This window comes from Arthrobacter sp. (genome assembly GCF_030540645.1).
Taxonomy (GTDB): domain Bacteria; phylum Actinomycetota; class Actinomycetes; order Actinomycetales; family Micrococcaceae; genus Specibacter.
Genome location: NZ_JAUNVV010000025.1, coordinates 18,011 through 38,141, shown reverse-complemented (window position 1 = coordinate 38,141; position 20,131 = coordinate 18,011). Strand labels below are relative to the sequence as shown.

Genomic DNA, 20,131 nt, shown 5'->3' with positions numbered 1-20,131 from the left:
CACGCCCCCCGTGCGCCCTTCCATACGCAACCAGGTTTTGGGTTTGCTGGCCCGCCGCTTTGGCTCCGTGTTTGTACTTGCCCTGGCCCAGCGCTCGGAGTCCCGGTCGCCCTACGCAACTGATGCTGATGCCACTCTCGCCATGGCCGCCGATGAATCAATTCACGAGGAAGTCATTCGAGGCCTCTCCGCCAGAGGGCGCAACAGGCTTTCCGGATCTTTCCGTGCTGCGGTATTTGGGGCCAATGATGGCCTTGTCAGCAACCTTTCGCTCGTCATGGGCATGGCCGCCACCGGTGTGGGGAGCACCGTGGTGCTCTTTGCCGGCATCGCCGGACTGCTCGCAGGCGCACTCTCCATGGGGGCCGGAGAATTTGTTTCCGTCCGCTCGCAACGTGAACTGCTTGACGCCTCGCAGCCAACCCAGGTGACGTTGTCCGCGGCTCCCTCGCTTGACCTTGAAAACAATGAGCTGGTGTTGGTGTACTTGGCGCGCGGCATGACCCGCGAAGTGGCAGAGCACCGTGCTGCCGAGCGATTGGGCAAGTTCAGCTGCGACTGCGACCCGAGCTTGTCAGTACCCCCTGAAGAATCCCAGCCCGTCGACGACCATGAAACCCTGGGCACCGCATGGGGCGCGGCATTGTCCAGCTTTTGCTTCTTTTCCTCGGGCGCCATTATCCCGATCCTGCCGTTCCTTTTCGGCATGACGGGTGCAGGTGCGCTGGCCCTGGCCTGTGTCCTAGTCGGGTTGGCGCTGCTGGGCACCGGTGGCGTGGTGGGCCTGCTCTCCGGCGCCTCACCGTTCTGGCGAGGAGTGCGGCAATTGGGCATCGGCATGGGTGCGGCCGCTGCAACGTACTTACTGGGCCTGCTGTTCGGTACCGTCGTCGGATAAAAGTGGTTGGGTAACCGTGGTTGGGTAACTGCGCTCAGCTGTGGCCGCGGGCCAGTATCTGGCAGGCATCATCCACCGAATCCACCACATGGACAAAATCGGCCATGGGTCGCCCCTGAGCCAGTGTTGTCAGCAGCGGCAGCACGGGCACTTCAACTTCCCAGTAATGGCGCCCCACCAGCACCATCGGAGCAAGAGCTCCCTCGGCCGCATAATAGTTCTCGCAGGCGTCCTGAAAGATCTCCTGCACAGTTCCTGCGGCCCCGGCTAGAAAAACAGTCCCGCCACGTGAGCGGTCCAGCAGAATCGCCTCCCGCAAGGCGTTGGTAAAGAACTTGGCAATCTTCGTGGCAAAGATGTTCGGCGGCTCATGCCCGTAGAACCAGGTGGGAATGCCCAAGGTGTCTGCCCCATCGGGATACGCTCGCGCCACTGTGAAGGCTGCCCTGGCCCACTCGGTGACCGAGGGGCGGAAGCCGGGGACGGCAGCCAAGGTGCCCAACGCACTTTCCAAGGCTCCGGCGTCGTACGTGGACAGGTAGGCACCGAGGTTGGCAGCCTCCATGGCACCCGGACCGCCACCGGTCGCCACCAGGAATCCGGCACGGCTCAGGGCACGGCCCAACTCTGCGGCCTGAGTGTACTGTGCACTCCCCCGCTGCGCTGCGTGGCCGCCCATGACGCCGACAACCGGTGTGGACAGCTGGGAGAGGAAGTCATCGAGGGCGTCGGAAATGGCGTGGTCGTGCATGGCGATGGCCAAGCTGGAGTGGAGTGCCGGATTGTGCCCGGCCTGCATGCTCCACTGGTAGATGCAGGCATCCGGCACGTGTTCGTATTCACTGTCGTCGATGCCGAAAAATAACTCGGCTCCGGTGTAGAGTTCCCCCCGATACGCGTTGAAGGGGATGTGCGGCAGGGCCGGGAAAATGAGGGCGCCGCGGCCGCGCAGCAAAGCCTCAACGCCCGGATCGAAGGTACAGCCCATGAAAATGGCTCCCGCAACATGCAATTGCACCAACTCGGCGGACCGCCCGCGCAGGTCCACGGATTGGAAATGCCAGTGATGCATGGAGGTGGCGCCGCCGGCCACCAGCGCATCAAAATGTGGCAGGTGCTCAATTTCGATTTCCCGGGCGTGGGGCGCAAGCGGAGTGTTCACTCCCACAGCCTAACGGCCCACCCGACGCGTGCCTCTTCGTGCCGGCCGTGGGAAACGCAAAAAGCGCGGCCGCCCCACCTTTTCAGGGGAGCAGCCGCGCCTTTTTTTGCGGTGCAGAAGAATTACAGTGCGGCGTAAACTTCGCGCAGCAGTGTTGCGGTTTCTGAAGGCGTCTTGCCAACCTTGACACCGGCAGCCTCGAGGGCTTCCTTCTTGGCCTGGGCCGTGCCCGCGGAGCCGGAGACGATGGCGCCTGCGTGGCCCATGGTCTTGCCCTCGGGAGCGGTGAAGCCGGCAACGTAGCCAACAACGGGCTTCGTGACGTGGGCCTTGATGTACTCGGCTGCGCGCTCTTCAGCGTCGCCACCAATTTCACCAATCATGACGATGGCCTTGGTCTCCGGGTCAGCTTCGAACGCAGCCAGGGCGTCGATGTGGGTGGTGCCGATGACGGGGTCGCCGCCGATCCCGATTGCTGAGGAGAAGCCCAGGTCGCGCAGTTCGTACATCATCTGGTAGGTCAGGGTGCCTGACTTGGAGACGAGGCCGATGGGGCCCTTCTGCGTGATGTTGTTCGGCGTGATGCCAACCAGTGCTTCACCGGGGGTGATGATGCCGGGGCAGTTCGGCCCGATGATGCGGGTGACCTGCTTGCCGTCGGCGTCGACCTTGGACTGTGCCAGTGCCCAGAACTCAGCGGAGTCCTGAACCGGCACGCCTTCGGTGATGACAACAACCAGCGGAACGCCAGCCTCAATGGCCTCAACCACTGCGTCCTTGGTGAATGCCGGGGGGACGAACACGATGGAGACGTCTGCGCCGGTCTCGGCAACAGCTTCCTTGACCGTGCCGAAAACGGGCAGGACAACGTCACCGTGGGTGACCTTGGTGCCGGCCTTGCGTGCGTTCACGCCGCCAACAACCTGGGTGCCGGCCTTGAGCATCAGGGCGGTGTGCTTGGTGCCTTCGCCGCCGGTGATGCCCTGGACAATGACCTTTGAATCTTTGTTCAAGAAGATAGACATAGTTTTGAACCTCTACTTCGAAGCGTGGGCGAGCTCGGCAGCCTTGTCGGCGCCCTCGTCCATCGTGGCGGCCAGGGTAACCAACGGGTGGTTGGCGGCGTTGAGGATGCGGCGGCCTTCTTCAACGTTATTGCCGTCCAGGCGCACAACCAGCGGCTTGTTGGCAGCTGAGCCGAGCTCTTCCAGTGCACCGACGATGCCCTTGGCAACGGCGTCACAAGCGGTGATGCCGCCGAAGACGTTCACGAATACGCTCTTGACCTGGGGGTCGTTGAGGATGACGTCAAGGCCTGCGGCCATGACCTCTGCGGATGCTCCACCACCAATGTCCAGGAAGTTGGCGGGCTTGACGCCGCCGTGCTTTTCACCGGCGTAGGCAACAACGTCCAGTGTTGACATGACGAGGCCGGCACCGTTTCCGATGACTCCCACTTCGCCGTCGAGTTTGACGTAGTTCAGGTCTGCAGCCTTGGCCTTGGCTTCCAGCGGATCAGCTGAAGCTGCGTCCTCGAGCTCGGCGTGGTGGGGGTTGCGGAATTCGGCGTTCTCATCGATGGAGACCTTGCCGTCCAAGGCAACAATGTCGCCGGCGCCGGTGCGAACCAGCGGGTTCACCTCTACGAGGGTGGCATCTTCCTTCTTGAAGACGTCCCACAGCTTGATGATCACGGCGGCCACCTTCGGGGCCAGCTCGGCATTGAAGCCTGCTGCCGCGACGATCTCATCGGCCTTGGCCTGATCGATGCCGACGGCGGGGTCAACGGCAACGCGTGCCAGTGCCTCGGGGCGTTCAACGGCCAGGACTTCGATCTCCACGCCGCCTTCCACCGAGCACATGGCCAGGTAGTTGCGGTTTGCGCGGTCCAACAGCACGGAGAAGTAGAACTCCTCGGCAATGTCTGCACCCTGGGCGATCATGACCGTGTTAACGGTGTGGCCCTTGATGTCCATGCCGAGAATGGCGGAAGCGTGCTCAAACGCTTCATCGGCGGTTTTTGCCACCTTTACGCCGCCGGCCTTGCCGCGGCCACCGACCTTTACCTGTGCCTTGACGACGGTTACGCCGCCAATCTTCTCGGCTGCTGCCTTTGCTTCTTCAGGGGTGTGCGCCACGATGCCGGCCAACACGGGAACGCCGTGAGCCTCAAACATGTCGCGCGCCTGGTATTCAAACAGGTCCACGGGTTTGTGTCCTTCTACGTCGAAGTAGTGATGTGAAGGGGTCTTGACCCCTTCAACACATTACCTGCTCAGCGCTAAAGCACATATTTGCCCAATCCACCACAGTGTTTTCCGGTTATTCGTCGCAGAATATCCCACTTTGAGCGCACGACGGCGGAGCCTCCTTGCGCGGGGAGGTCACCTGGGGCGTGGGCCATGAGGGCAGTCACTTCTCTGAGTGCGCTCACGGAGACTCCGGGCCAAGGATTTTGTACGTTTCTGCGGCGATGAAGAAGCCGGTGCCGCTGGCCAGGTTGGCGCAGGCAACGCCGTCGTCCATTGGTGCGCAGCGGTAGCCTTGAGCTTCCATGGCCTGCCCCGGAGCGAGGACGGGAATACTGGCCATCACCTGGTTGACGTTTCCGCCGGTCCCAAAGGCCGCCTCCACGGCAGTGACTCCAGCGCGGCATCCGCCATACGTGGCCTTGTCGGGGAACAGCGTAGCCACCCCTCCCAAATAACCCACGTTGGTCCCGGAGCAGTTATCGCTTTGATCTGCATCCAACGGCTGCGGGTATCTGACCATTTGGCAGTTCACCACAGGGATGCTGGGAGCGGCGGCATTGTTACCGTCGGCAAAGTTGTTCGGTTCCCACGGCTGGTTGAGGTTCCCTGCCCGGGAGGACGTGAAAACACAGGCAATGTTGCGTGAATCGGTGACGAACTGCGGCAGTTCCTGGATGCCGGCGTCTTCGGTTGGCTGCACAACATTGGTGGCCTTGAGCCGGTCCGCATAGCTCAGCGGAGCGGCTGTGCCCAGCGTGGCGGTGGGCTGTGCCGGGCCGGTGGGCACCGTGATGCAGCCGGAGAGCGCTAATGCTGCTGCCGCCATTATGATTCCTGCCGCCGCACGCTTGGCCGAGGCAGGATGAAGGGGAAAGACCATGGAACAAGCTTGCCGTATCAGGCTCCAACGGCCCAACGAGCGTAGCCATTGTTGCGGTTTTTAGCCTGCGACTTCTTGCACCGGCCGGGACAGCAGGCAGAACTCGTTGCCTTCGGGATCCGCGAGGACAACCCAGCTCACATCGGGAGTCTGACCGACGTCTACACGTTGTGCGCCCAGAGCCATCAACCTGTCCAGTTCCTCGGCAGTGGTGCAACCATCTGCACGCAAGTCGATATGGAGCCGGTTCTTCACTGTTTTTGGCTCGGGAACCGCAATGAGATCAATGGTCAGACCCAAACCATCCGGCGATCCGATGGAGAAGTCCGTTTCGTCGCTGTCGATGACAACCCAGCCGAGCACTTCACACCAGAAGTTGGTCAGGAGCCCCGGGTTTGCACAATCGATGGCCAGAGCCGCGAATTGACTAGTCATGCTGACTATTCTGAGCGTGCGCATCGTCGCTGACAAGGTCTTCGAAGTGCGTCCAGTCCCTGCGCAACCAGAGCATGAGGACCACTCCGCAGCCTTTGCCACCTGGAATTGATGTGCCAGATTTTTCCCGGAGACGGCGCTTGCAGTCCCCTGGCAGTCCTGCCTAGGCTGAGAATATGAATCAACTCACGAAGGTTTCTGGTCTCACGCTAGCTGCTTCCCTTGCCTTGGTCGGTTGCTCCGCCTCCTCTCCCATGGAATCACCGAATTCCTCCCCTGCCGCCACGCAGGCCTCTGAACCTGCGGCAGCTCCCTCGTCGGAGGCGGGGACTCCGTCGCCGCAGGCGGGCGCTGAGCCGGCCACCGGCAAGACGATCGAAGGCAGCGGCTACAGCTTTGTGGTCCCCGAAGGTTGGGCCGTTCCCGCTGGGAGCGAAGCGCAGGCGGGGGTGGACAAGGTCGTTGCGGATATGACCGACAAGGATGGTTTCGCCGACAACGTCACCGTCGCCCTCTCGCCAGCGAAGGAAGTCACGCCTGAGCAGGCCGAGTCGACAGGTGTGGAGAAACTGGAGAAATCCGGAGCCAAGGACGCAAAGCTACGTGATCGTGTCACCATCGGCGGCTCGGAAGCGGTGCATTTGTCGGCACTGTTCGTCAGCGACTCCGGTGACTACCAAATCGAACAGTACTACGTCAGCCACGAGAATCAGACATACATTGTGACGTTCTCGTTCAGTCCCACCGTCTCGGAAACAGACCGCGACGACCTGGCCGCCTCAGTGCTGGCAACCTGGCCCTGGGCCTGAACCCCTGCAGCGCGGTGGCGGACTTCCGCTACTCTTCCTTCGTCAACGGCGCGTAGCGCAGGAGCAGGCGCTTTTCACCAATTTCGAAGCGCACCTTGGCCACGGTTTTGTCGCCAACGCCTTGGATTTCCAGCACGGTGCCGTTGCCAAACGCCGTGTGGTTGACCTTGTCCCCCACACTGACTGACACCACTTCCTTTTGCGGCTGCACGCGGCCGGCGGCTGTCCGGGCTGAAATGCTGGGTGGCAGCACACCGGAATCGCGTCCACCTACGGATGAACCAGCACCCCACGAGGATCCGGAATAACGGCTGGATCCGAAGTTTCCGGCCACCGGAGCCGTCCGCGCGGTGCCTTCACGCTTCCACTCAATAAGCTCCGCCGGCACCTCCTCAATGAACTGGCTGGCCGGGTTGTACTGGCTCTGGCCCCACAGGCTGCGCACTTCCGAACGCGTCAGGTACAGCCGCTGCCGGGCACGGGTCAGCCCCACGTACGCCAACCGCCGTTCCTCCGCCAACTCCTTCGGGTCCGTAGCCGAGCGCGAATGCGGGAACAATCCGTGTTCCATGCCGGTCAGGAACACGACGGGAAATTCCAGCCCCTTGGCCGTGTGCAGCGTCATCAACGTCACCACGCCCAGCCGTTTGGCCTCGGCCACGGCGGCGGCAGCCTCCGCTTCAGATCCGCCCGGGGCGTCGGGGATCTGGTCCGCGTCCGCCACCAACGAGACCTGCTCGAGGAACTCCCCCAGCGTCCCTTCCGGATTTTCCTGCCCAAATTCACGCACGACGGCGAGAAGTTCGGCCAGGTTTTCCACGCGCGACTCATCCTGCGGATCGGTACTGTTGCGCAAAGCGGCAAGGTAGCCGGTCTGCTCCAGCACGGCTTCCAACGCCGTTGCGGGGCTGGCAGTTGCTGCCACCTCGCCCAAGTCCGCCATCATTTTCGCGAACGTGTTCACGGCGTTCAGGGATCGCGAGGCAATGCCGGGAGCTTCTTCAGCACGGGCCAATGCTGCGGAGAAGGAAATACGTTCCCGCTCAGCCAACGCCGCTACAGCCCCCTCGGCGCGGTCGCCAATCCCGCGCTTAGGTTCGTTGAGGATCCTGCGGAGGTTGACGTCGTCGTCCGGGTTGACCAAGGCACGCAGGTAGGCGAGCGCATCCTTGATTTCCTTGCGCTCGTAGAAACGGGTGCCGCCCACCACGCGGTAGGGCAGACCCACGCGGACCAGGATGTCTTCTATGGCGCGGGATTGGGCGTTGGTGCGGTAGAAAATGGCCACATCTCCCGGCCGGACATCCGTCTCGTCCTGAAGCCGGTCAATTTCCTTGGCGATGAATCTGGCCTCGTCGTGCTCGGACTCTGCCACGTAGCCAATGATCTTTTCGCCGTCGCCCTCGGCTGTCCATAGCCGCTTTTCCCGACGGTTGGGGTTGCGGGAGATCACGGCGTTGGCGGCGCTGAGGATGTTTTGCGTGGAGCGGTAGTTCTGCTCCAGCTTGATCGTGTCAGCGTTGGGATAGTCCTGCTCGAATTCGACAATGTTGCGGATGTCAGCGCCGCGGAACGCATAGATGGACTGATCCGAGTCACCCACCACCGTCAGCTCCGCAGGGACTCCCGTGCCGCCGTCGTCCGTGCCGACGATTTCCTTCACCAGCGCGTATTGGGCGTGGTTGGTGTCCTGGTACTCGTCCACCAACACGTGGCGGAAGCGGCGCCGGTAGTAGTCGGCAACGCCCGGGAACGCCCGGAACATGTACACGGTCTGGGCGATGAGGTCATCAAAGTCCATGGCGTTGGCCTGGCGCAGGCGCTGCGTGTACCCCTTGTATACCTCGGCCACGGCAGCGGCGAAGGGTTCGTTGAAGTTCGTGTTCATGGAGTTCTCATCTTCATCGATGAGCTCATTCTTCAACGCCGAGATCTTGTGCATGATCGCCTTGGGCGCGAACTTCTTAGGATCCAAGTCCAGGCCCTTGGACACCAGCGTGATGAGCCGCAGCGAGTCGGCCGAATCGTAGATGGAGAAATTCGAGTTCAGCCCGATGGTCTTTGCCTCGCGGCGCAGAATCCGCACGCATGAGGAGTGGAAGGTGGAAATCCACATGCTCTTGGCAGCATCGCCAATCAAGGCCTCGATGCGTTCACGCATTTCAGCGGCGGCCTTGTTCGTGAACGTGATGGCCAGAATTTGGCCGGGGTGGGCCTGCCCGGTGGCCAGCAGGTAGGCGATCCGGTGGCTCAGCACCCGGGTCTTGCCCGAGCCGGCACCTGCCACAATCAGCAGCGGCCCGCCGGAGTGCACCACGGCGGCTTCCTGCTGCGGGTTCATGCCTTCAAGGAGCTCGGCAGGATCCGGCCAACGCCGTGCAGAGGCAATCGATTCAGCACCACCGAAGGAGCCTGCCACGCTTCCAAAGTCCGGGGCGCCGTCGTGCCCCGGATAGCCCGGGCTGGACGCACCTGCACCAAATTCGGGCGCATCTGCTCCCGGATCCTCCGCGTCGAAGGGCTGCCACTGCGGCAATCCGGCGCCGGGGCTGTGCGTGGTTTTGGGCTTCTGGGGGTAAGGGTCAAACAACATATCCATGGTGGCATCCAGTGTAGTTCGCCCCGCTGACAATGACCTCCAGCCCCGCCAACACCACCGAGATGTGCGACAAAGGCGCCTCGAACTGGAATTGGAGTCATCATCACTTGGCGTCGTTCTGTAATCTCGCCGTCACTTACCCGGCCTTTGAACCGTCTTGCAAGGCATGGGTTTTGAGGCACTTAGGTTATGAGACAGCCCAGGGCCATTTTTGCTCTATCCGAGCGGCAACTGGCTAAGGGGGAGACTTTCTGTTCAAATCCGCAGGACAGACTCACAGCGGCCTGATTCATCGGCGATAGGTGCCCGTAAGAGGAACCCTCTACGGGAATGATCTGTTGGGGAGCGGCAGCGTTTGGTGATTCGTGTTTACGTCTTGGCATAATGGATCAGGCGGGCCAGGTGTTTGGTTCCGCGAGCGAAGCAGGCCTGGGGGACATTGGTCGGCTGGACACTGAGTACCGGCTGGCCCGTCTTCACGGTTGTGCGTGGAAGCGAAGAGGACCGGTTGTCTAACATTCCCGATGTGCCCGATTCAGTACGAGCAGATATCAAGAGCAGGATAGTTGCCTTGATGGTTGTCGCCCCCGCATGTTCGATCCTGATTGTCGCGGTGCTGTACTTGTTACTTCGCCCGCTAATTCCGAACAGCATAGCTATTCATGTGGGTCCCGATGGTGTGGGCTACGGCTCGCCTTTGCTCCTGATTGCGGTTGCTTCCGGCATTGCTGCCGTGGTCTTCGCGATTGGAGGAGCGACCACCAGGGAATTCTTCAAAGACGGCCACTGGTTTCAGACTCAGAAATCCATTGCCGTCGGGGTCATGGCTCTAGGATATGGCGTGATCGGCGTGGCCTTGGCAACTATCCTCAGCAACCTAAATGTCGACCCGGAAGCGATATCCGGTAATTCTGTGGGCATGGGACTGCTTGGCTTCATATTCCTCTTCATCGTTGCAGCCAGCGTCTATGTTGTCCTTTTTCCAAAGGCAGGGATAGAACCAATGAACACGTCGTACCGCTAAAACTGACATCAGCACCAAGTCTTCCGTAAGAAAAATACACGGGGGTTGCTCAAGGAAGTCCTAGATCCGATCGTACTGGGCACTGGTGTCCAGAGGGGAACCTTGACCGACCGGCGCCTAGTCCGCAGGACAACATTTGCCCATGGTCACGCCTTCGCAGATCGTATGGAGTTTCTGGCCTATCTGTTTGATTGCCACTTCTTGTAAGAGTTGGGCAGCATGATTGCCACCATGACCACTATGGCGATGCCCGGCACAAGTGCCCACGGGTCGGGATTGCCCTCGGACCCAAAAATAACGAGAAGCAGGCTAACGACTCCGAGCACTAAAAGTACGATGTGAATCCAGAACATGGCTCGCCACAATCGCAAGTCGCTTTGTCGGCTGGCTGCTTCCCAATCCACCATGACCCCACCCTAGAACGGCAGCAAGAATTTGGGTAGCAGCGAAGTGCGTCCCGCGCCGGGTGTCCCGTATAGAAATTGGCGAGCTGTCTCGTTAGCCGGTCGTTCACCGAAGTGTGCGTTGACGAAATCGAAAATTTGCGAAACCGCATGGCTCAGCAGACAACACATTCCCGTATACCCCGCCCGACTTAATGCCCGGTGAAGGTGCGCCAACTGCAACAGCCCTAACGTCTCGAAACCCTAGGCATACGAGACATCTCACCGGCAGGCTCGCGGCTGTGGTGGCAAAATACCAATTACCGCGGAGTCATGCGATTCACGTCTTTGGCTAGCGATTCTCGTAACTACGTCTTGTAACCTTCAACCAGAATCCGTGCACCCATCGTTAGTTGTGAGACAGCCCAGAACGGCCTCTGAAGACAGTGAACAGCCATGCAAATGGCGTAATCGGACAGCAAGTAGTCATTTTGGCCACAGGCGCCCGCCACGCTGGACGAATACGAGACTCTGGCCAGTACAACGGGTGGAATGGCACGGCCGATCCACCCAAAACATGTTCCGCCTGATCACAAAAGCCATAGTCAGAGATTATCCACACCCCAAGCCGCGCTGAGGCGTTGTTCTCACACATCAGAACGCGAACAGGGGTTTACGCGGGTACGGCCCCTTGCTCAAGGGCCGCCTTCAGTTCCGCCACAGCCCCGGCGGGCCCGGCCACAAACCATTCGAGCCCGTTGACAGGCACGACGGCGGTGTCCCCGCCGGCGGCCTCCACGACGCCTTTTCCGGGGAGCCAGTCCCAGGACGGGCAACTGTGCTGGAACCACACGCCCAGTTCGCCCTGTCCCACCCGGGCCAAGTCACACGAGCCTGATCCCAACATGCGCAGGGTGGCCGGCAGCACGGCCGCCCGCTGCCACGGCACTGCGGCGCGGGGATCGGCCAACCAGCCGGGGTGGATATAGGAGCCGGCGGCAAGCTCCCCCACCTGCTGCCGCGAGTCCACGCTGATCAGCTGGCCGTTGCACGTGGCCTGATGTTGGGAGCCCCCCATCCACATCTTCTCTTCTTCTGGCTGGTAGATGGCCCCGAGCAGCACCTCAGCGTGAGCGAAGTTCACCGCCGTCGACCTTAAATCAACACCGGACACTCCGGTGACAAGCGCCAGGGCGGAACACCAATAGGTTGAGCCGCTGGCGAAGTTGAACGTCCCGTCGACGGGGTCCACGACCCAAACCCTCCCGGAGCTGCCCTCGAAACCTGCTCCCTCCTCCCCCAGGATCGAATCCTCTGGGCGGGCCAGGCGCAACTGTTCGTACAAGAACTTTTCGGCAGCAAGGTCGGCCGCCGTGGCGAAGTCAGCGGCGTTGGCCTTGATCTGCCGTCCGGCCTGTAATTCCTGGAGCCCTTTGGCGCGGATGGATACAGCCAGTGCGCCGGCCGCTCGCAGCAGCTTCGCCGCCAATTCACTGTCACTGGGCGCGGGGATGGTTTCTGTTGCCATGGCACCAGCCTATGTGAGCGATAATGGTTCCATGGCTAAAACTCCCGCCCAACGTGCAGCAAAACACGGTCAGGCTGCCACTCCGGCAAGCGTCCCAGCAGTCAATACAAGCACCCAGCGGTCCCCGCAAAAGGCTCAGGGCAACGCGAACTTGCTCCTGATCGCCGGCTCCGTGGCCAGTTTGTTCTTGTTCTGGTACTTCCACCTGTTGACGCTGAACCAGATGACAGGACTCTCCGGCGGATTGTCCATGCCCGATTCCATGTTTTTTGGCTTCGATGTGGCCCACGTTGAGGCGCTGCGCGCGGCCATGGATCCGGACGCGATGGGTCAGCTGCAATTTGTCCACAAAACGGCCGGGACGCTGTTCCCGCTGGTCTTTGGCTTGAGTGCCATGACGATGGTGGCCATCAATGTGGCCAAGAAGTCGGTGCGGTGGATGCTGTGGATTCCGCCCTTGCTGTTCGCCGTCGTCCAGTTGTCGGCCAATGTGGTCATCGACAACATGCTCGGCCCGGAAAAGCTTTCATCGTCCGCTGTTTCCCTGGCCTCGGCACTGGTCATGGCCAGCTGGTTCCTTTTGATCCTGTCATTGGCAGGAATCGGAGTGGCGTTGTTCATTGGGCGGAAGCGCAAGGCACCCGCCGTTTTGTAAGTAGGGCATCCGGCCACCGTTTTTTGCTTGCCTGCCTGTTCCGCTAGGCTGGGTGACGCGCCTCTGTAGTCCAATGGATAAGACGGCCCTCTCCTAAAGGGCAAATCCGGGTTCGATCCCCGGCGGGGGCACTTTTTTGTGGCCGCTAACGGTTGTTGCGGCACGGCGTCAACTCTTCTTAGTGCAGCTGACCCTCGGCAGCTGGGAATGGTGGGGAACTCGGTGAGCACTCGCACCACCGGATCCGGAGTGGCGGCATCCATCACGGCATCCGTCCTCTTTGCCGTCATCTTCCTGCTGGCCGGCTTGCTACCCGGGTGGGGTGCGGAGGAAATACTCGGTTGGCGGATCGTACTGACCCTGTCCATGCTGGGCGCTACCTTCCCATTTCTTGCCACGGCGCGTGCCGAGTGGCGCGCCTTGGTGACACGGGTCCGACGTCGTCCAACCCTGATTTTGCTCGGGGTCCTGGCCACCATGCTGGTTGGAGTCCAACTGTGGCTGTTCCTATGGGCGCCACTGAACGACATGGCCATGGCAGTATCCTTTGGTTACTTCCTCATGCCGCTGACCATGGTCCTGGCCGGTCGCGTGTTCTTTGCGGACAGGCTCAGCAACCTGCGCAAACTGGCCGTGGCTGCTGCGGCTCTCGGCGTGGCACATGAGGCTTTCTCTGCCGGCGGATTGCAATGGCCCACATTGCTGGTGTGCCTGGGCTACCCCATCTACTTTGTGCTGCGCCGCAAGATCGGCTTCGACAACCTGGCCGCCTTTTCCGCAGAGCTGATGTTAATGCTGCCCGCGGCCGTGTTCTTCATCCTTTCCGGCCCGCACGGACTGGGTGCCGACGACGGAGGCATGCTCAGCGGTGCGGGAATCCCCGAAGGGACGTGGGGTGTGGCGGCCATCGGCGTGCTGGGCGGGGTGTCCATGGCCACGTATTTGCTGGCCAGCAAGTGGCTGCCGCTATCGCTCTTTGGCCTGCTCGGTTATGTGGAACCTGTGCTGCTGGTGGTGGTTTCCTGGATCCTGGGCGAAACACTTGGCTGGGCGGCGCTGCTGACCTATGGCCCCATCCTGCTGGCGCTGCTGTTCTTGTCCCTCGATGGCCGACGCCGGGACCCCAAATTGCTGGTGCGTGCCCTGGAGAATGCGCAATGAACATCACAAAAACCGTGGTCTTATTTGTGCTGGCCGCAGTTGCAGAAATCGGTGGAGCCTGGCTTGTGTGGCAGGCGGTGCGCGAGGACAAAGCCTGGTGGTGGGCCGGCCTTGGCATTGTTGCCCTAGGCGCCTACGGATTCATCGCCGCACTCCAATCCGATGCGAACTTTGGCCGTGTACTGGCCGCCTATGGAGGGGTGTTCATCGCCGGCTCGCTGCTGTGGGGCATGATCTTTGACAAATTCACCCCTGACCGGTGGGACATCACCGGCGCCCTGGTCTGCTTGGCCGGGGTCAGCATCATCATGTTCGTTCCTCGCACTGCCTAAGTTCAACGCCGCTGTTCATGGAAAGACTAGGATCGAAGACGTGAAAAACGTTCTCAAGGTTTCGGCTGTTTGTGTTTACGATCCTGCCGGGCGGCTGCTCACGGTTCGCAAGTCCGGCACCTCGAAGTTCATGCATCCCGGCGGCAAACCGGAAGTGGGCGAAAGCGCGGCCGAGGCCGGTGCACGCGAGCTGGCCGAAGAGGTGGGTGTGCACGTTCCTGCTTCCGAGCTCGAACTCATGGGAGTTTGGACGGGAACGGCGGCGAATGAGTCAAACACCGACATTGAAGCCACGGTTTTCACGGCCCCTGGCAGCTGGGCTGCCGATTCGGTGCTGCCGGCTGCTGAAATCGCAGAGTTGCGCTGGATGGCCGTGGACCGGGGCATCGACTTTGGCGATCTAGCTCCACTATTGACCGAATACGTACTTCCGCGGCTCACCAGATACCCACAACACCCCTAAAACCGCACCCAACCCGGATGACCGCACCTTCCCTGCACAATCGCCGCTTCCTACCAGCGATCATGCGGGGAAGGTGCGGTCTTGCGGGGAAGATGCGATTAGGCGGTCGGGCCCAGGTGGCTGAAGGCCAGCTGGGCCAAGGCAGCGGCCTGGTCGCCGAGGACGCCGTCATCAAAGACCACCCTCGGCGAATGGTTGAACTCTTCCGTGTCCGAGCCATCCGGCGAGCAGGCCAGGAAAATGAAGGAGCCGGGGACCTCTTCGAGCACCACCGAGAAGTCCTCCGAGGCCATGGCGGGGTTCTCCGCCAGCACAACCCGATCCGGACCAAACTGGCTGCGCAACGTGTCCAGTGCGGCCGCCGTCGTGCTTGGGTCATTGAGTGTGACGGGGCACCCGACAAAGAACTCCACATCCGCCGTGCAACCATGGGCCAGCGCAATGTTCTCAGCCAGTCGTTTGGTTTCGACAGCCAATTTGTCAGTGGATGCCTTGGACAGGGTACGGACGGTGGCACCGAGCGCAGCCTTATCGGGGATGACATTGAAGGCGTCACCCGCCTTGAGCATCGTCACGGTGAGAACGATAGGGTCCAGTGCGTCGAATTTTCGAGTGGCCATGGTTTGCAGCGCGGTGGCAATTTCCATCAGCGCAGGCACCGGGTCAATGGCAGCATGGGGCCGGGAGGCGTGCCCGCCGAGACCGTTGACGGTGACGCCGAGCCAGTTGGCGCCGGCCAGCATGGCTCCGGGCCTGCTTGAAAAAACGCCCTTGGGTCCCGGCTGCACATGGACGGCATAGGCGGACACAGGCTTGTGGCCCGTGGTTTCCAACAGGCCCTCGGCCAGCATCCGGCGGGCACCGTCGTGGCCTTCTTCCCCAGGCTGGAACATGAACAGGACGTCCCCGGCCAGTTCCTCCCGCCGGGCAGCAAGCAGCCGCGCAGCTCCGACCAGCCCGGCGACGTGAAGATCGTGGCCGCAGGCGTGCATGGCACCGTTCGTTGAGGCGTACTCCAGCCCTGTCAGTTCCTCCACGGGAAGCGCATCCATGTCGCCGCGCAGCAGCACCGTGGGGCCGGGCTGGGAACCACGCAGCACTGCCACCACCGACATCGTCGACTTCCCCAACGTGACTTCCAGGCCCAAACCCTCCAACGCTGCCACAATGCGGGCCTGCGTCCGGGGCAGGTCAAGCCCTGTTTCGGGGTCGGCGTGCAGCTGGCGGCGCAGAGCCACCAGGTCAGGAAGCAGTGCTGCTCCGGCTTCGGTGAATGACATGGCGTGGGCCCCTCTTCGTCGATGGTGCCGGGCAGGCTCCACGGTTAGGTATTGTCCGCCTCGGCAACGGCAGCCACAGCCTGGGAGAACTGGGTGTCGTGGAGTTCAGCGTAGCGGCCGCCGCGGCCAATAAGTTGCTCATGGGTGCCGCGTTCCACAATCCGGCCAGCTTCCAGCACCAGGATCTGGTCTGCGGAGCGGATGGTGGAGAGCCTGTGCGCAATGACAAGGGCCGTCCGACCTTCAAGCGCCTCACCCAAGGCCGCCTGAACGGCGGCCTCGTTCGTGGAGTCCAAGGCCGCCGTGGCTTCGTCCAAAATGACGACGGCGGGCTGGACCAGCAGGAGCCGCGCAATGGTCAAGCGCTGGCGTTCGCCACCGGAAAGCCGGTAGCCGCGCTCCCCCACTACGGTCTCAAGACCGTCAGGCAGCGCCCTGGCAAAGTCCTCCAGCCGCGCCCGGTGCAGCACATCCCAAATTTCAGCGTCGGTGGCTGAGGGCTTGGCAAGGCGCAGATTGGAACCGATGGTTTCGTGGAACAGATGCCCGTCCTGGGTGACCATGCCCACCCCTGCCCGGAGTCCGTCGAAGCTGAGGTCACGCACGTCCACACCGCCGAGGCGCACGGTGCCGGAATCGACGTCGTACAGGCGCGAAAGCAGCTGCGCGATGGTGGACTTACCGGCGCCCGAGGATCCCACCAGCGCGATAGTCTGGCCAGGTTCGGCGCGGAAGGAAATCCCATGCAACACGTCCTCGCCGCCACGGGTATCCAGCACCGCTACATCCTCCAGCGAGGCAAGGGAGACCTTGTCTGCGGAGGGGTAGCCGAAGCGCACATCGGTGAATTCAATGCCGAGCGGGCCCGCAGGGAGCTCCACGGTGTGCTCCTTTTCGGCGATGAGCGGCTTCAAATCGAGAATCTCAAATACCCTGTCAAAGCTCACCAGGGCACTCATGATGTCAACGCGGGCGTTGGCCAGTGCCGTCAGCGGAGCGTACAGGCGGGTCAGCAGCAGGGCCAGCACGACGACGTCGCCGGCGTTGAGTGAGCCGCCGATGGCCAGCGCGCCGCCGAGTCCGTAGACGAGTGCCAGCGCCAAGGCGGAGACGAGCATCAGGGCCGTGAAGAACACGAACTGCAGGATCGCCGTGCGCACACCGATTTCGCGGACCCGGTTGGCGCGGGAGGCGAACTCGTGTGACTCGTCGGCGGGGCGGCCAAACAGCTTGACCAACGTGGCTCCGGGGGCGGAGAAACGCTCGGTCATCTGCGTGCTCATGTCCGCGTTCAAGTCGGCGGATTCACGGCGTAAACCGGCCAGCCGGGCACCGAAACGGCGTGCCGGCATGAGGAAGATCGGCAGCAGCACCAAAGCCAGCACGGTCACCAGCCAGGACGTGTTCAGCATGACAATAAGCGTCAAAATCAGCTGTACTGAGTTGGAAACAATTCCGGAGAGCGTGCCGCTGAAGGCCTGCTGGGCGCCAATGACATCACTGTTGAGCCGGCTCACCAGCGCACCGGTGCGGGTGCGGGTGAAGAACGCGATGGGCATGCGCTGGACGTGGTCAAAGACCGCCGTGCGCAGATCCAGAATGACGCCTTCGCCCAAGTTCGCCGAAATCCAGCGAATCACCAGGGAAAGGCCGGCATCCAGAACAGCCACGATGGCGATCAGCACGGCCAGCCGCACCACCACGTCTACGGCAGTTTTGGCGACAATGGCGTCCACTACCTGCCCTGCGAGTACGGGGGTGGCCACTGCCAGCGCCGCCGAAATCACCGACAGCACAACGAAAATCAGCAGCTTGCGACCGTACGGTTTGGCGAACAGGACGGTCCGGCGCAGGGTGTCCTTGGAGATGCCGCCATTGCTTTTGTCCGAGCGCATGGAACTCCAAAGTGAACTCCAGGCTGCTCCTTCCATGCTCATGCGTGTGGTCCTTCAATCTTTAAGGGGGCAAGCTACAAGCTTAAGCCCAGGACCCGTCGCTAAAATTCCCGGTGGCCGCTGGCATTGCCAAATCCAGCAGGAACGACGCCGGAGCTGCCGCCGCCCAGTGATAGCCCACGTCCCACAGGTGCGTCAAGTCACACCGGTAACATGTGCGTAACACAATGAAATATTGCCTCTTGTGTTCCGGCGCTCCAGTGATAACGTCCAACTACCGGTCCTGGCGCGTCCCCATCTTTTCGCGACAGCCCAAGAACCACAGCCGCACTAACCACAGCAGCACCACAGCCCCACCTTCACAGCAAAGGAACACACACCATGAAACGTCGCAGCCTTGGACTCGTTGGCCTCCTCGCAGCAGCATCGCTGGCGCTTGCTGCCTGCGGCGGCACCACCGCACCCGCCACATCGGCAGGCGGGGATACTTCGCTGAGCAGCGTCAAGGACGCCGGGACCATTGTGTTCGCCACGGAAGGCACCTACCGTCCGTTCAGCTTCCATGAAGGCGGTTCCGGCCCCCTGACGGGCTACGACGTCGATGTGGCCACGGCCGTCGCCGGCAAGCTCGGCGTGAAAGTGAAGTTTGAGGAAACCCAATTCGACTCCATCTTCGCGGGGCTTGAAGCGAAGCGTTTTGACGGCATCGCCAACCAGGTCACGGTCAACCCCACCCGCCAGGAAAAATACGATCTTTCCACCCCGTACACGGTCTCCCAGGGCGTCATCGTCACCCAGGACAGCAACACCGCGATCTCCTCCTTTGCCGATCTCAAGGGCAAGACCACCGCCCAGTCGCTGACAAGCAACTGGTACACGCTCGCCACTGACAGCGGCGCCAAGGTGGAGGCCGTCGAAGGCTGGGCGCAGGCCGTCTCGCTGTTGAAGGACGGCCGCGTTGACGCGATCGTCAATGACAAGCTCACCTTCCTTGACTATGAACACACCACCCCCAACTCCGGGTTGAAGATTGCCGCAACAACCAAGGACTCCTCCTATTCCGCCCTCGCCTTCCGCAAGGGTTCAACGGCGCTGACCGACGCGGTAAACAAGGCCCTTGCCGACCTCAAGGCCGACGGGACGCTGAAAACGCTGAGCGAAAAGTACTTTGGCCAGGATGTCAGCAAGTAGCCGCGCCGGGCATCAGACCAACTGTCCCTCGGCACCCTGCTCAACCGGGCTAAGGTTCAGCCATGGACTTTAACCTCTTTTGGAGTTCCCTGGGCCCGCTGCTACTGGGCGCCATCCAAGGCACCATCCCGCTGGCGCTGGCCTCCTTCGCGTTGGGGCTGTTGATCGCCCTCGTCGTGGCGATCATGCGCATCAGCTCCAACAAGCTGGCCAGCGGCCTAGGCAGGGTATATGTCTCCGTGATCCGCGGAACACCACTGCTGGTCCAACTGTTCGTGATCTTCTACGGACTCCCGGCCGTCGGGGTGAAGATCGATCCCTGGCCCAGCGCCATCATCGCCTTCTCCCTGAACGTGGGCGGCTATGCGGCGGAAGTCATTCGGGCCGCCATCCTCTCGGTGCCACGCGGCCAGTGGGAAGCCGGGCACATGATCGGCATGTCCCGCAACCAGGCCCTGCTGCGCATCATCTTGCCCCAGGCTGCCCGCGTTTCCGTCCCGCCGCTATCCAACACGTTCATTTCGCTCGTGAAGGACACCTCCCTGGCGTCCTTGATTCTTGTCACCGAGATGTTCCGGGTAGCCCAGCAGGTGGCGGCCTTCAGCCAGGAATTCATGCTGCTCTACCTTGAAGCGGCCGCCATTTATTGGGTCATCTGCCTTGTGCTGTCAACGGCCCAGACACGTGTGGAAAAGAGGTTGGACCGCTATGTTGCCCACTGACAAGTTGCCAGTTGAGCCCGTCCTGCAGGTTCGCGGACTGAGCAAGTCCTTCGGCAGCAACCAAGTGCTGCGCGGCATTGACCTCGAGGTCCCACGCGGAAAAGTGGTGGCGCTCATCGGCCCGTCCGGCTCGGGCAAGACCACCATTTTGCGTTCCCTCAACGGCCTTGAAACGCCCGACGCCGGATCCGTCACCATGGGTGCCCGCGACGCTGCACCTTCGGGCCGCAAAGGCGCAGAAAAACCCTTGTCGGTTGACTTTGGCGCCGCCAGCCCGTCCAAAAAGGAGCGGGCCAGGCAGCTTGCCGCACTTCGCGACCGCAGCGCCATGGTGTTCCAGCACTACAACCTTTTCCCGCACAAGTCCGTGCTGGAAAACGTCATTGAAGGCCCCGTCCACGTGCAAAAGCGGCCCCGCACCGAGGCCGTGGCAGAGGCGGAGGCTTTGCTGGCACGGGTGGG

The 20,131-nt window shown here is 61.8% G+C and carries 20 protein-coding genes and 1 tRNA gene; 11 read left to right on the top strand and 10 right to left on the bottom strand.

Going from position 1 to position 20,131, the window contains the following annotated elements; all coding sequences use genetic code 11:
• Window positions 1–898 (top strand): VIT1/CCC1 transporter family protein (locus Q4P21_RS06960; RefSeq protein ID WP_303388068.1); only part of this gene is annotated, 898 nt, incomplete at its 5' end.
• 34 nt (window positions 899–932) lie between these two features.
• On the opposite strand, the gene Q4P21_RS06955 is transcribed toward Q4P21_RS06960, so the two are convergent.
• From Q4P21_RS06955 to Q4P21_RS06935, 5 genes are all read right to left on the bottom strand, one after another.
• On the bottom strand, window positions 933–2,060 hold the full coding sequence (locus tag Q4P21_RS06955) for an LOG family protein (protein ID WP_303388067.1): 1,128 nt from the start codon (window positions 2,058–2,060) through the stop codon (window positions 933–935).
• 122 nt (window positions 2,061–2,182) lie between these two features.
• Entirely contained in the window at window positions 2,183–3,085 is a 903-nt protein-coding gene (sucD, locus tag Q4P21_RS06950; protein ID WP_207345743.1) for a succinate--CoA ligase subunit alpha, read from the bottom strand.
• Window positions 3,086–3,097: 12 nt separating this feature from the next.
• The gene (sucC, locus tag Q4P21_RS06945) at window positions 3,098–4,267 is read right to left on the bottom strand and encodes an ADP-forming succinate--CoA ligase subunit beta (protein ID WP_303388066.1); all 1,170 of its coding nucleotides are present in this window, start codon (window positions 4,265–4,267) and stop codon (window positions 3,098–3,100) included.
• Window positions 4,268–4,490: 223 nt separating this feature from the next.
• Window positions 4,491–5,138 (bottom strand): hypothetical protein, encoded by a 648-nt coding sequence (locus tag Q4P21_RS06940; protein WP_303388065.1) that lies wholly within the window; start codon window positions 5,136–5,138, stop codon window positions 4,491–4,493.
• A gap of 114 nt (window positions 5,139–5,252) precedes the next feature.
• Complete coding sequence (locus Q4P21_RS06935; protein WP_303388064.1) at window positions 5,253–5,627, bottom strand: VOC family protein; 375 nt, start codon at window positions 5,625–5,627, stop codon at window positions 5,253–5,255.
• A 176-nt stretch (window positions 5,628–5,803) separates the two neighbouring features.
• Here Q4P21_RS06935 and Q4P21_RS06930 point away from each other — a divergent pair, with 176 nt between their 5' ends.
• Complete coding sequence (locus Q4P21_RS06930; RefSeq protein ID WP_303388063.1) at window positions 5,804–6,436, top strand: hypothetical protein; 633 nt, start codon at window positions 5,804–5,806, stop codon at window positions 6,434–6,436.
• Between the two features lie 28 nt (window positions 6,437–6,464).
• On the opposite strand, the gene pcrA is transcribed toward Q4P21_RS06930, so the two are convergent.
• Complete coding sequence (gene pcrA / locus Q4P21_RS06925; RefSeq protein WP_303388062.1) at window positions 6,465–9,035, bottom strand: DNA helicase PcrA; 2,571 nt, start codon at window positions 9,033–9,035, stop codon at window positions 6,465–6,467.
• Between the two features lie 526 nt (window positions 9,036–9,561).
• On the opposite strand from pcrA, the gene Q4P21_RS06920 reads away from it, so the two are divergent.
• The gene (locus Q4P21_RS06920) at window positions 9,562–10,059 is read left to right on the top strand and encodes a hypothetical protein (RefSeq protein WP_303388061.1); all 498 of its coding nucleotides are present in this window, start codon (window positions 9,562–9,564) and stop codon (window positions 10,057–10,059) included.
• Between the two features lie 179 nt (window positions 10,060–10,238).
• Here the strand turns inward: Q4P21_RS06920 and Q4P21_RS06915 are convergent, their stop codons facing one another.
• Together Q4P21_RS06915 and Q4P21_RS06910 are read right to left on the bottom strand one after the other, a co-directional pair.
• Window positions 10,239–10,466 (bottom strand): hypothetical protein, encoded by a 228-nt coding sequence (locus Q4P21_RS06915; RefSeq protein WP_303388060.1) that lies wholly within the window; start codon window positions 10,464–10,466, stop codon window positions 10,239–10,241.
• Between the two features lie 649 nt (window positions 10,467–11,115).
• Window positions 11,116–11,970 carry an inositol monophosphatase family protein gene (locus Q4P21_RS06910; protein ID WP_303388059.1) on the bottom strand — a complete coding sequence of 285 codons (855 nt, stop codon included), beginning with the start codon at window positions 11,968–11,970 and terminating at the stop codon, window positions 11,116–11,118.
• 31 nt (window positions 11,971–12,001) lie between these two features.
• On the opposite strand from Q4P21_RS06910, the gene Q4P21_RS06905 reads away from it, so the two are divergent.
• The 5 genes from Q4P21_RS06905 (at window position 12,002) to Q4P21_RS06885 (ending at window position 14,581) form a co-directional block, all read left to right on the top strand.
• The gene (locus Q4P21_RS06905) at window positions 12,002–12,625 is read left to right on the top strand and encodes a hypothetical protein (protein ID WP_303388058.1); all 624 of its coding nucleotides are present in this window, start codon (window positions 12,002–12,004) and stop codon (window positions 12,623–12,625) included.
• A gap of 59 nt (window positions 12,626–12,684) precedes the next feature.
• A tRNA-Arg gene (locus Q4P21_RS06900) sits at window positions 12,685–12,756 on the top strand.
• Between the two features lie 91 nt (window positions 12,757–12,847).
• Entirely contained in the window at window positions 12,848–13,786 is a 939-nt protein-coding gene (gene rarD, locus Q4P21_RS06895) for an EamA family transporter RarD (RefSeq protein WP_303388057.1), read from the top strand.
• Window positions 13,783–14,118, top strand: a complete 336-nt coding sequence (locus Q4P21_RS06890) for a YnfA family protein (protein WP_303388056.1) — start codon at window positions 13,783–13,785, stop codon at window positions 14,116–14,118. The genes rarD and Q4P21_RS06890 overlap by 4 nt, the downstream gene beginning before the upstream one ends.
• 40 nt (window positions 14,119–14,158) lie before the next feature.
• The gene (locus tag Q4P21_RS06885; protein WP_303388055.1) at window positions 14,159–14,581 is read left to right on the top strand and encodes an NUDIX domain-containing protein; all 423 of its coding nucleotides are present in this window, start codon (window positions 14,159–14,161) and stop codon (window positions 14,579–14,581) included.
• A gap of 98 nt (window positions 14,582–14,679) precedes the next feature.
• Here the strand turns inward: Q4P21_RS06885 and Q4P21_RS06880 are convergent, their stop codons facing one another.
• A complete protein-coding gene (locus Q4P21_RS06880) occupies window positions 14,680–15,861 on the bottom strand; it encodes a M20 family metallopeptidase (protein WP_303388054.1) in 1,182 nt (393 codons plus the stop codon).
• Window positions 15,862–15,905: 44 nt separating this feature from the next.
• Complete coding sequence (locus Q4P21_RS06875; RefSeq protein ID WP_303388053.1) at window positions 15,906–17,798, bottom strand: ABC transporter ATP-binding protein; 1,893 nt, start codon at window positions 17,796–17,798, stop codon at window positions 15,906–15,908.
• Between the two features lie 339 nt (window positions 17,799–18,137).
• On the opposite strand from Q4P21_RS06875, the gene Q4P21_RS06870 reads away from it, so the two are divergent.
• The 3 genes from Q4P21_RS06870 to Q4P21_RS06860 all read left to right on the top strand — a co-directional run.
• On the top strand, window positions 18,138–18,947 hold the full coding sequence (locus Q4P21_RS06870; RefSeq protein ID WP_303388052.1) for an amino acid ABC transporter substrate-binding protein: 810 nt from the start codon (window positions 18,138–18,140) through the stop codon (window positions 18,945–18,947).
• Between the two features lie 62 nt (window positions 18,948–19,009).
• Window positions 19,010–19,669: an amino acid ABC transporter permease gene (locus tag Q4P21_RS06865; protein ID WP_303388051.1), complete on the top strand. Its 660-nt coding sequence runs from the start codon at window positions 19,010–19,012 to the stop codon at window positions 19,667–19,669.
• Window positions 19,656–20,131: ATP-binding cassette domain-containing protein (locus Q4P21_RS06860; RefSeq protein WP_303388050.1), on the top strand; the 476-nt coding region annotated here is incomplete at its 3' end. The genes Q4P21_RS06865 and Q4P21_RS06860, both read left to right, overlap by 14 nt.

Bases quoted from the DNA above. Each gene is read 5' to 3' on its own strand.
- Q4P21_RS06910 (WP_303388059.1), bottom strand. From the start codon at position 11,970: ATGGCAACAGAAACCATCCCCGCGCCCAGTGACAGTGAATTGGCGGCG.
- Q4P21_RS06940 (WP_303388065.1), bottom strand. From the start codon at position 5,138: ATGGCGGCAGCAGCATTAGCGCTCTCCGGCTGCATCACGGTGCCCACC.
- Q4P21_RS06935 (WP_303388064.1), bottom strand. From the start codon at position 5,627: ATGACTAGTCAATTCGCGGCTCTGGCCATCGATTGTGCAAACCCGGGG.
- Q4P21_RS06875 (WP_303388053.1), bottom strand. From the start codon at position 17,798: ATGAGCATGGAAGGAGCAGCCTGGAGTTCACTTTGGAGTTCCATGCGC.
- Q4P21_RS06890 (WP_303388056.1), top strand. From the start codon at position 13,783: ATGAACATCACAAAAACCGTGGTCTTATTTGTGCTGGCCGCAGTTGCA.
- Q4P21_RS06930 (WP_303388063.1), top strand. From the start codon at position 5,804: ATGAATCAACTCACGAAGGTTTCTGGTCTCACGCTAGCTGCTTCCCTT.
- Q4P21_RS06865 (WP_303388051.1), top strand. From the start codon at position 19,010: ATGGACTTTAACCTCTTTTGGAGTTCCCTGGGCCCGCTGCTACTGGGC.
- sucD (WP_207345743.1), bottom strand. From the start codon at position 3,085: ATGTCTATCTTCTTGAACAAAGATTCAAAGGTCATTGTCCAGGGCATC.
- Q4P21_RS06870 (WP_303388052.1), top strand. From the start codon at position 18,138: ATGAAACGTCGCAGCCTTGGACTCGTTGGCCTCCTCGCAGCAGCATCG.
- Q4P21_RS06880 (WP_303388054.1), bottom strand. From the start codon at position 15,861: ATGTCATTCACCGAAGCCGGAGCAGCACTGCTTCCTGACCTGGTGGCT.
- pcrA (WP_303388062.1), bottom strand. From the start codon at position 9,035: ATGGATATGTTGTTTGACCCTTACCCCCAGAAGCCCAAAACCACGCAC.
- Q4P21_RS06905 (WP_303388058.1), top strand. From the start codon at position 12,002: ATGGCTAAAACTCCCGCCCAACGTGCAGCAAAACACGGTCAGGCTGCC.
- Q4P21_RS06915 (WP_303388060.1), bottom strand. From the start codon at position 10,466: ATGGTGGATTGGGAAGCAGCCAGCCGACAAAGCGACTTGCGATTGTGG.